12 protein-coding genes are annotated in these 10,742 nt (G+C 31.9%); 5 read left to right on the top strand and 7 right to left on the bottom strand.

Annotated elements, in window-relative coordinates:
* Positions 1-110: 110 nt before the first annotated feature.
* Complete coding sequence (locus tag ACYVEC_RS23830) at positions 111-608, bottom strand: DUF3967 domain-containing protein (protein ID WP_063223663.1); 498 nt, start codon at positions 606-608, stop codon at positions 111-113.
* A 421-nt stretch (positions 609-1,029) separates the two neighbouring features.
* On the opposite strand from ACYVEC_RS23830, the gene ACYVEC_RS23825 reads away from it, so the two are divergent.
* Positions 1,030-1,800: a CsxC family protein gene (locus ACYVEC_RS23825; RefSeq protein WP_063223662.1), complete on the top strand. Its 771-nt coding sequence runs from the start codon at positions 1,030-1,032 to the stop codon at positions 1,798-1,800.
* A gap of 176 nt (positions 1,801-1,976) precedes the next feature.
* Here the strand turns inward: ACYVEC_RS23825 and ACYVEC_RS23820 are convergent, their stop codons facing one another.
* Complete coding sequence (locus ACYVEC_RS23820) at positions 1,977-2,138, bottom strand: hypothetical protein (RefSeq protein WP_162840210.1); 162 nt, start codon at positions 2,136-2,138, stop codon at positions 1,977-1,979.
* Between the two features lie 252 nt (positions 2,139-2,390).
* Here ACYVEC_RS23820 and ACYVEC_RS23815 point away from each other — a divergent pair, with 252 nt between their 5' ends.
* A complete protein-coding gene (locus tag ACYVEC_RS23815) occupies positions 2,391-3,050 on the top strand; it encodes a DUF3967 domain-containing protein (protein WP_098556575.1) in 660 nt (219 codons plus the stop codon).
* Positions 3,051-3,726: 676 nt separating this feature from the next.
* On the opposite strand, the gene ACYVEC_RS23810 is transcribed toward ACYVEC_RS23815, so the two are convergent.
* The 3 genes from ACYVEC_RS23810 to ACYVEC_RS23800 all read right to left on the bottom strand — a co-directional run bounded on the left by ACYVEC_RS23810 (position 3,727) and on the right by ACYVEC_RS23800 (position 6,940).
* Positions 3,727-3,927 carry a cold-shock protein gene (locus ACYVEC_RS23810; RefSeq protein WP_000434820.1) on the bottom strand — a complete coding sequence of 67 codons (201 nt, stop codon included), beginning with the start codon at positions 3,925-3,927 and terminating at the stop codon, positions 3,727-3,729.
* Positions 3,928-4,623: 696 nt separating this feature from the next.
* A complete protein-coding gene (locus tag ACYVEC_RS23805) occupies positions 4,624-5,280 on the bottom strand; it encodes a MarR family transcriptional regulator (RefSeq protein ID WP_016514228.1) in 657 nt (218 codons plus the stop codon).
* Between the two features lie 193 nt (positions 5,281-5,473).
* Entirely contained in the window at positions 5,474-6,940 is a 1,467-nt protein-coding gene (locus tag ACYVEC_RS23800; protein ID WP_460508615.1) for a plasmid recombination protein, read from the bottom strand.
* A 491-nt stretch (positions 6,941-7,431) separates the two neighbouring features.
* On the opposite strand from ACYVEC_RS23800, the gene ACYVEC_RS23795 reads away from it, so the two are divergent.
* Both ACYVEC_RS23795 and ACYVEC_RS23790 read left to right on the top strand, forming a co-directional pair.
* A complete protein-coding gene (locus ACYVEC_RS23795; RefSeq protein ID WP_000342270.1) occupies positions 7,432-7,632 on the top strand; it encodes a hypothetical protein in 201 nt (66 codons plus the stop codon).
* 13 nt (positions 7,633-7,645) lie between these two features.
* On the top strand, positions 7,646-8,098 hold the full coding sequence (locus ACYVEC_RS23790; RefSeq protein WP_000525985.1) for a spore coat protein: 453 nt from the start codon (positions 7,646-7,648) through the stop codon (positions 8,096-8,098).
* A gap of 96 nt (positions 8,099-8,194) precedes the next feature.
* Here the strand turns inward: ACYVEC_RS23790 and ACYVEC_RS23785 are convergent, their stop codons facing one another.
* Positions 8,195-8,917: a collagen-like protein gene (locus ACYVEC_RS23785; protein WP_460508622.1), complete on the bottom strand. Its 723-nt coding sequence runs from the start codon at positions 8,915-8,917 to the stop codon at positions 8,195-8,197.
* A 184-nt stretch (positions 8,918-9,101) separates the two neighbouring features.
* Complete coding sequence (locus ACYVEC_RS23780; RefSeq protein ID WP_231428616.1) at positions 9,102-9,332, bottom strand: hypothetical protein; 231 nt, start codon at positions 9,330-9,332, stop codon at positions 9,102-9,104.
* 413 nt (positions 9,333-9,745) lie between these two features.
* Between ACYVEC_RS23780 and ACYVEC_RS23775 the strand changes: the two genes are divergently transcribed.
* Positions 9,746-10,444 carry a CsxC family protein gene (locus ACYVEC_RS23775; protein ID WP_063223664.1) on the top strand — a complete coding sequence of 233 codons (699 nt, stop codon included), beginning with the start codon at positions 9,746-9,748 and terminating at the stop codon, positions 10,442-10,444.
* Positions 10,445-10,742: the final 298 nt, after the last annotated feature.

Here is a 10,742-nt window from a genome sequence, read left to right as displayed (position 1 = left end):
AAAATTTTTTTTTAAAAAAATATAATATAATTATTAATAATACAAAAAAGACTCACTTATTATCTTTTTCAAAATAAATAGAAAAAGTCTTTTTATCATTACATTTTAATTTATTTACCAAACAAGCGACTCCAAAATAACTTCTTCTGTTCTAAAGCTGCTATTTGGCGACTACTATCCTGGATTTCTCTTAATACCTGCATTAATTGAACCTCTCTTTGTTCTTCTCTTATTATGTGTTGAACATCTTTTTCCTGTAAAAGTTTACTTTGTTGATCAAATCTTTGAATCAACTCTAAATTAAGTTGTTCCAATCGTTTTATACGTTCTACTAATGTTTTTATGTGTTCTGTAATTACTACCTCATTTTTTGTAACACTTGTCATTGCTAAATTTATAGCTTGATCTAGCGTTAAATTATTCTTTCTCATAGCAACTATTAACTGTTCTATAGTTGCTACATCATTATGATAAAAAATTCTAGAATTATTGTTACCGCGCTCGAAAGGATACCCAGCTTCCTCCAAAGCAAGACAGTATTTACGCAAAGTACTTGAGCCAATCCCTAAGTTCTTAGCTACCTCAGACCCCCAATAAGTTTGAGACATATTTTATTCTCCCTCTGTTCTAAGCTGCTTTTCAATTGATATATAGTGTTTTCCTTCTTTAAAAAAAGTTTGTATTACCTTTTATAACCATCAATTAATATCAATTTTATTTAAAAAAAAAAACCTATTAGTAGATTTTCTTTCTTTTTAAAGAAGATTTCTATATAAACGTAAACAAGTACAACAGTACTCAACTCACATATAATTTATGTTTTTTTATTCAAGATGGTTCAATATTTAGACGAAAATACATACTAAACAAAAACTAGCATAAAAAATCTTGATTTTATTAATCTAATTTAGCCTTTATATCTTAAAATAAGAAAAATAACTATTATACAGGCCCTCACACAAATGGATATATTAAATATCATATTTAAGTAGATAACTTTAAATATAAAATAAACGGGGGTCATTTTAATTGAATAAACCTGAGTACAACAATGACAATCACAACAAAGATTGTAGAGTTAAATCAGAAACACGAACTCCACTTAGCGATAGTGATGTAACACCTGTTCTTGCAACAAATCCAAGAGTTAAAATTCCAGTTGTATTAGCAGAAAGAACACTTCAAATTGTAGTAGAAGCAGATATTCCACTTTGTCCACCAGCAGTAGAAATTAAAAGAGTATTAAAAGATGTATTTTTAACACAGTGTAAACTAGTTCCTGTTGACTATACACCAATTGATGAAACAGGATATTTAGAAGTAACAAGAGCAAAATTATTTGTAGAAGGTTATATTCGTAAAAACATTGAATATGCAGGATATGATTGCAATGGCGTAATTTATGATAAAATTGCAAAAGTGCATTTCTCTGGTTTTGCTGAATTAGCTGGTAATGATTTTCTTTCTAGACCAATTATAGCTTTCTCTTCAGAAAGCAAAGCTCGTTTCATTAATCCAAAAAATACTGATATTCCTCGTCTAGACAAATACTTCTTTGAAAATAATGTTTTCTATAATGAACAACCATATTGTGAATTAATCAGTGCAGAATTTTATGAACTTGACTATGCACCATGTCATAGTGATCATGATAGTCATGGTGAAGGCTCATGTGAAAGAACACATTCCGAAAAAGCATTTGACAAATTACGTGAAAAAATCGTTCTTGATTTGACTTTAAAAGTATTACAAACTCAACAAGTTCAACTCGGAGCGCCTACAAGAGGATTTAACTGCTAATTAAAAATATTCATAGACTAAAAAGAAAGAAGAATCCTAAAAAATTCTTCTTTCTTTTTTCTCATAAATTTAAAAATTTATTTATTAAACAAAGTAACTTCAAAATATAACAAATAAATCAAAACATAAATCCATACCTACAAAAACAAAAAGGCACTCAAATGAGTGCCTTTTCTCTATTTATCTAACCATGTCATAGGAACTTTTTGCTCCCCTAATATTTCGAATTTAATCTCTCCATTTTCATAATATACTCGATTTATAATTGGTATAGTTTCCATTTCATTTTCTTTTTCACTTTTATATTGATTTTTTGTTTTTATATAAATAATATTCATCAGATATTCCTCCATTTTACCCACAATTTTATCCACAACAAAAAAAGAATACTTTTTTCTCACAATTGTAAATGTATTCTCATCTTCCCCATTTATTCTTCTAATTTTGTAGTTGAAATCACGAATTAACCCTTAAAATGTGATCTGACCTATATTACCAATAAATTTTATATTTCAGAGGTATTTCATTTTATCATGTATAATATATTTTCAGGAACGTCAATTGGAACGCGAAAAGGAGCGTGAGGAACGATGTCTGATGGAACGCGGAACGGTATACAATCCAATCCACTTCCCGCCTTCCTAACTAAGGAAGTAGCAGAAATTTTAAGTATTAGCGAAAGCTATTTACGTAAATGGTGTTTAGAATTAGAAAAACACGAATACACCTTTATAAAAATTCGTGATCCTAAAAGTAATCGTGAGTATCGAACCTTTACTTCAAAGGATATAAAAGCTTTAAAACAATTTCAAACACTTATGAAAGATGCCGGATATAACAAGGTGGATGCTGCAAAAGCTGTAGCAATAAATATAAATAATGAAAATTGGAACACGAGTGGAACGTCCCATGATCCAATGGATTCCCCACCTTTGCTTATTACAAGAGATAAAGAAATATTGGAACGCGAAAACAATACTAATTTGTTACGTGAACTGTTACATGAGGAACGCGAAGAACGCGAAGAAATAACGAAAGAACTTCAATCCATAAGAGAAGAACTACGACGAACTCAAGAAGAATTTCAAACATTGAAAGACGATATACAAATATACCAAAAATACCATGAACAATTGTTACAAGAAAGAGATGAACAACTACTACATAACATACAATCTATTCAAGAGACTAAACAACTAGTTGCTCCTACTATAGAAAAGAAACAACATTGGTGGAAATTCTGGAAATAAAAAAGCTTTTTTATACATAATTTTATGCAAATTTTTGTACTAATACAGGACATTCATAAGCCTGAAAAACCCTAGTATCTCCACAATGTATAAAAAGATGTATAGAAAAATAGAATAGGACAAGGAGAAATCCCTGCTATAAAGCGGATCCCCCCTTGTCCTTGCTACCGATAATGAGACGTTATGTTAACCTCACATGTATAAAATATACATCCAACTTTCAGCACCTTATTACTCTTCCTAAATGGTACAATTAGGAAAAAGGGAGAGATATTATGCTGTCTGTATTGTTTGCAATGGTTCCACTCGTTTTTCTCATTCTGATTTGGGACAATCTTCGGCTGATTAAAAATAATTCCGAGCAACAGATTAAGCAGAATGAACAGATTATCAAACTTTTAGAAGAGAACAAACAGAAGTAAAGAGTATTTCCTTATTCAAAACCGGAAGGGTTTGCTTTACTTCCGATATCGGGAATTATGTAAATGAGCCGTCCATATGGACGGCTTATTATATTTTTGGCTTAGCGTAGTTTTTTCCAAAATGCTGGCGATAGCCCTAATATCTTCTTTTTCATTAAGAATTAAGCACCCCAAATCCCCTTAAAAATTTGTATTCGGAATATTATAACAAAATCAAAAAAAGACCCTACAAGAGGGTCTTTCATGAACTAATATTAAGCTTTTTGAACATTAGTAGCTTGTAGGCCACGTTGTCCTTGTTCTACTTCAAACGTTACACTTTGTCCTTCGTCTAAAGATTTGTAACCGTCGATTTGGATAGCTGAGAAATGTACGAATACGTCTTCTCCACCTTGACGTTCGATGAATCCAAAACCTTTGTCTGCATTAAACCATTTTACTTTACCTTGTTCCATAATTGTTGCCTCCTAGTGTGGATACCCACACATATGTTACTACCCTTGCTCAAATACCTTAGACGAAAAACAAAATTTATTCTTAATCTCAAACCGAACAAAAATAGGTCTTTCTTAAATTAACATACTTTCTAAAAAATAGCAAATTTCAAAAAAAACCTTATTTCTACAGTGTGAAAATGTTTTATCATGCTATTCCCCCCTGTTTTTGGGTGTGAGTGCTGGCTCGTCGTGTGGGGACGAAACCCCACATAGCGTTAATTTCATATAGAAAAAGAAGAATATTTTGAACGGAAGAACTGGCGGTTCGGCTGGTACAATTGTTGATCCAAGTCGAGCAACTTAACCCCGTTTTTGGTCTGTTCGGCTTGGCGAAAGCTAAAAACCAGCCGAAAAAAGTTCCGCAAGGACAGAAAAAAAGAAAAGGCGATAGCCTTTAGGTAAGGATTAACGAACCGACTTTTTTTCTGAAGGTGGAGATTTTTGAGCGTTATTTGCTCAAAAATACTACCTGTTCCTTGCGGAACTTTTAGCCTTATATATAAGAGTGAGAAGAGCAAAGTGAAGAAAGTCAGTAATATCAAGGGTTTATAAGACATGAGGTGTTAATTTTTTTTAACACCTGTGTTAATTTTTTTTAACACCTAAAAAGTGTAAAAACACACATAAAAAAAGATGTCAATATAAAATCGACATCTAAAATAAATAAATTGGTAGTTTATGTTTTTTCTTATTACCTTCAATTTTGATATTACGTAGCGCTTTTGAAAAAATTTGTTGAGTTGCTCTATCAATATCATCTTTAGGTGAATTACATAATATATTGGGGTTAACAAACCAAGTTCTTGCTGAACAAGTCCTTCCATCTTCAGTTATTACACCTGTTTCTGCAACTCCTAAAACCCCTTTTTCAAGCAATTCATTCATTATTTTTGAAATAGAAGTCCTTGTTTTCCCTAATTTCTTAGCTAAATAACTAGGAGATGCCGTATTCGGTTTTATATCATCATCTTCATTTTTTTCAACAATAACATTTGATTTAAATTCTAGAAATCTTGAAATATCAAATAAAAATGCCTTTTCTGGTTGAGTTAAATAGCCAATTTCACATAAATAATCAATATTCTCTGTAATCATTTGGACAAATCTCACCCGATCTGTAGGTTTTTTCTTCTTCCCTATAAAATACTCTTCTCCACCAGACATTTTACTTAATACTTGTAGCATAATGACTCTTTCTTCTTCAGAAAGTCCACCACTACCTTCAAGCTTTTCATAAATGCTATTAATTTTACTATCTCTTTCTTTTGCCTTTTTTTCAGCTTGTCCAAAATCAATAATTTTTTTTGTCATATCTAAGTTAATTCCTCCTTAATTGAGGGAATCAACAAAAACACCTATTTTTTGCTATTTGATTATAAATCAAATTATGATAATCTATAATCAGATAATTGAATTCTAGGTATTTTCGTAGAATACCCTATGAAAAGAGTCATGTTCCCGCATGGCTCTTTTTTTCATTCTATCACGTTTTCAATAACCTGGTTTACCGTTCCATGTCAAATCCCCTATGTTTATTAATTTCTTTCTTATGTTCATTCTCAAAATAATTATTAATTCCCTTTCTATCCAAATTTTCTTTAATAAGCCCCCTAAACGCCTTAAATTTCTCTTTAAAGACTTTTTTTGTCTGTTGATATAAAACCCTTATGTTTGCCTGTAAATCCTTTATATGAACCTTTAACGAGCTTATTTCTCTATTTAATACACCAACTTCTTTTTGTAACTGACTTTTTTCTTGTTTCAACGTTCGATTCTCTTTCATCCATCCCTCTGCATTCACTTTTAAACTCTCATTCTCTTTCACAAAATCTGTCTTTTTCAAACGCTCATAATCCTTTTTGATAGTAACCGCTGCATTCACTTGCTTTGTTACTTCTTGATATTGTTCTGGTGATAACACATAATTTCTTGTCTGTTTCTTCGTGATTTCAGCTTTTCCAAACATTTTATCCTGTATTTCTACTACTACTTCTTTACGTAAAAATGGAATTTTAACAGATTCATTTGGTACTTGATCCGTAGCACTATCTAATTCTTTTTGCATTTGTTCTACTCTTTTTTCTAACTCTATATGACGCTGGCCAATTAACTGCAGCTTTTCATTTTCACTCTCTACTTGTTGCTTTACTATCTCTAATTCTTTGTACGTATCAACGACATCACTTTCCAAACTCTTTTTCGTTATTTCTAATTCGTTTGTTTTCTCTTCAACGTTTTTTAAATGATCGTCAATCGTTTGTAACTTTGTTTCTTTTTCCTCTACTTGATTTTCAATAGTTGACTTTGCTTCTGCATACTCCTTGTATTGACGGACTTTCATGTACTTATGTGAACCTACATTAGCACGTTCAAAATTCGGAATATATTCTTTAGCCAATTGCTCGATATAAGCGGTTTCCGTTTCTCTCCAATGCGCAATTAACTTTCTTCCCGTTCCTTCGACACCTTGTTGTTGCAAAGCTCTATCCATTCCGACACGCCTCGTTAATCCTCGACTACTTTCGAAATTCGGTACATAGTTAATATGTAAATGCGGATTCGCTTCATCATCATGTAAAACCATGTTATAAACCGCTAGGTTTGGATTTCGCTCTTGAAACGCTTCAGCATAGCGCTTCAGTGCTTCCTTTTTAGCACCCCTATACTTTGGGTCGTCTTTGCCCTCCCCAATCGCTACAACCAGTTCTCGTTGCTCATGTGTCTTATCGTCTTTATGTATTTTGTCATAATAATCATCAATCTTACGGTCATTCCTTTTTTGTTTCTCGTTATATTTATCAACTGCTTCTTGAAAGACATCTTTGTATACACTTCGAATGTCATTTTGAACAAAGTAAATATTCTCGTCTAACCTTGATGGATCAATACCAGGATTACCATGAATGTTTTCTCTATTATTATGGCTTAATGAACTTTGGTAAGATTGATTAAATGAAATAGAACCCAACATAAGGTGCCACCACTTCCCCTAGATTAATTGATACAATAAGTCTAGCAAGGCGACGAAATTGTGTCAATTAACGTAACCCTATACTTATTTTGACACTAACGTATCAAAATCGATAGGGGTCTGCGACGCTTTTCGGCTTCGCCGATCCATGCAAAGCATGGAAAAAAACTCGGACTTTGTCCGAACCTACAAGGGGAACCCTTCCCCTTGACCCCATCAATCGAACTCCCCAACCCCTCAATCCTTGAGGGACTCCCTCGCCGGTTGGCAGGAACAAACAGTAGTTTGTTCAATGCCAAGAGGGTTTGGGTATAGTGCAGTTGGTCAAGTCAAATACTCCCTTTGCTTCGCTAGGTCCGTTTCGATTGACCAACATCAACATTTTAATTTTTTTAAGGTTTGTCCATAACTTTTATAAATATTTTCATATGCTATTAGTGAATCTATAAAACTTTACTATACATCTTAATTTTTAGGAGTTGATAACTAAAATGGATGATTTAAACAAACTATCTTCTTTTAAATTTGATAAGGATCAAAAAAGTGTACTATTAGATCTTTTACTCTCAGATATTTTAAAGAGACATGAAATAAAAGAAGATAAATTTAAAAATTTATCGCCAGAAAAAAAACAACAAATTAAAAGTATAGTTTCGGAAATCCAATCTCAAATTAATAATTTTTTAGACTAAAAGGAGCGATTTTATGGGAAATGCATGGAGTGCAAAGAGAAACAAACAGTGGAGTGCATTAGATTCTTCTAATTGTCATCCATCTTTTAATGATGCTAACGTTTCAGAAGCAGCTGCACAGGAAAGTAAAACTTATCAAATTTCTGAAGAATATATATCAATTGTTGATTCAGCAGATGTACAAGTTACTACTACAGATACAAAGGCAGCATTATCTATTCAAGCAGCGTTACAAGCTGCAATTGTAGTTATTTTAAGTATTTCTATAGCAGATAGTGAGAAAGCTGATCGAGTAACTCAAGAATTGTTACAAAAATCATCTGTTAAACAAATTAATAGACAAAAAACCTTTATTAACAATTCTAGAAATGTTACCGTTACGACTACTGATACAGATATAGCAGTAAATGTTCAAATTCTTATCCAACTTTTATTAGCAATATTAGTGAAACTAAATATTTTATAGAACAGTTTTTTTAAGAAATAGTTTATAAATAAAAAAGAGAAAGATTTTTATAATCCTTCTCTTTTTTATACTAAAAACTGCAAATACATCAATACATTAAAAATTTTGTGAACATGAAGTACAAGGTCCACCGGTAGGTTGGAATACAACATTATCTACAAAAGCTGTTGCACCTACTCCGCCTGTTGCTGTATTTTGGAACGAAATACATGCTGCTGTTACACCATCAGGTATACATACAACAAGCGTATAATGTTGGAAAACAGATTGCGGTTGATTCTGAGATGGTACAATATGCGGGATGTTTAATGGTCCAAGCGTTGTAGAGGCAGGAGGACATCCATGTCCAACGAGTTGTGGAAACGATACAGCAGCGATAAGTTCTGCTTCATCTCTTACATCCGCAGCAAACGAAAGGGTAAAACAACATCCTGCATCAACATCAACAAGTTGAGTCAAACTTCCGCCAGGTCCAATAGATGCAGCTAAACGACTAAATATACCACTTGGAAGAAAACGACCACTATGAGCAAAAGGGTCACCTACTTCTGAAACGGGTCCTGTTTGAACCCATCCTGGTACAGCATCACCACCTGTCACTCCAGGTACGTCAAATCCAGGGTTGTCAAGAACGTTTGTACATGGGCAACACGCTACTGCAGTTGGTCCTGTTGGTCCTGTTGGTCCTGTTGGTCCTGTTGGTCCTGTTGGCCCTGTTGGTCCTGTTGGTCCTGTTGGTCCAACTTCAATTGGAGGTACAGGGGGAAGAAAACGATCACACCTATCCTCGTGCTTGCAGTTTCTTTTAAATTCTCTCATTTTTACACCAACCTTATCTTTCACCCACTTACACCCTATAACTTATTAATTAGTAAACTAATAAGTATAAGAAAAAAACCTAAAAAGCAAAAATAAATATAAAGCGCAAGTCCTTATGTAACAGATATAAACCTATTTAATAATATATAAAGAACCTAGATTCACTCCAAATAATCTTCGATATTTATAAAATAAAGCGTTCCTTTCTAAAATTAAGATTTGCTTTAGGTATAGCAGTCTGAACTAAACTAAGTGAAATAATTAATAAGTCTAAATACCAGTGTTTGTTATAGAGGTTCCTGTTTCTCCTGTTGGACCTGTTAATAAAGGTGAACGAAAAAATAGATGACAGTGTTGAATAAATTAAAGCTTGTTCAACAGCAGCTCCACATAAAACAATATTTTCTTCGTTCATACGATCACCTCCTATGGCTACTTTTCATAGGAGGTGATTAGCTGTGGTTTTAACCAAAACTATGTTGTAAATGCTCATAGCATTGTATGTTGGATTTCAATTGTAAGTTCCAATGTAAATTTCTGGATATTAGTTTACATTCATATTATCTATTTGATTGACTTTATTACAATTCATGATTTTTCTCCAAAATCACTATCGAAAGTATACATTCAAAATGATATGAATAAATTGAAAAACTCAAACACACAAAAATCATATCTCTCTTCTTCATAATAACTTTAAATCTATTTATCTGTATGTAACATTAATAAATTTTATAGATACGAATAACATAAATAAAAAAAAATTAATACATTGGCATTAAACAGTTTTAAAAATCTAAAGTAATTTCAAAAAGGAGACTAAATAAGATGAATGAACAACATCCAATTAATACATCATGTCAGGTGATAGGACAAACTCAAACACAATTAAATAATAAAATTGAAGCACCAATTATTACTACAGAAGCACCAATTGTACAAATGCCAGTTGTATTAACTGAAAGAACAATTCAAATTGTTGTAGAATCCAATATTTCATTAGATCCTCCAGCAATTGAAATTAAACGTATCATAAAAAACGACGTATTTTTGAAACAATGTAATTTAGTTCCTCTAGCATTTACCCCAATACCAGGTACAAATTACCGCCTAGTTACAAAAGCTAAATTATTTTTCCAAGGATATATTCGTAAAAATATTGAATATGTAAATGATGAATATAATAGAGTTATATATAACTGCATTGTAAATGTTCCATTTTCTAATTCTATAGATCTATTAGAGGATGATTTTCTATCTTTAGCTTTAATAGCTGGTTCCTCAGATACTACATCTCATTTTATTAATCCTAAAAACGGTGATTTACCACATTCAGAAAAATATCCCTTCGAAAATACAATTTTTTATAACAAACAACCATATTGCGAATTAGTTAGTACTCAATTTGTTGGATTAGACTTTTCCCCTTGTCTAACAGACTTAAACGAACCATTTAATACTCTCCATGAAAGAATGGTATTAAACCTTACTTTAAAAGTTTTACAAATACAACAAGTACAAATTTAAAACAAAGAAAAATTCTTATTTTTCAAAATCAACCTACTTAAAAAGAACACCAATGCCCGTTGATGTTCTTTTAAAAAAGACTATAAAATAAAATGAAATGAATTGAAATAAGTGAGTGAAACCTATTCCAATACTACAATATATGTTTGACTAACATTTATAGTGCTAAAAATCTAATATCATTATTAATAATAGACAAAAGACTCACTTCTTATCTTTTTCCAAATAAATAGAAAAAGTCTTTTTATCATTACATTTTAATTTATTTACCAAACAAGCGACTCCAAAATAACTTCTT

The organism is Bacillus sp. MN7755 (assembly GCF_054771475.1).
This window is presented reverse-complemented; position numbering and strand designations above follow the sequence as displayed.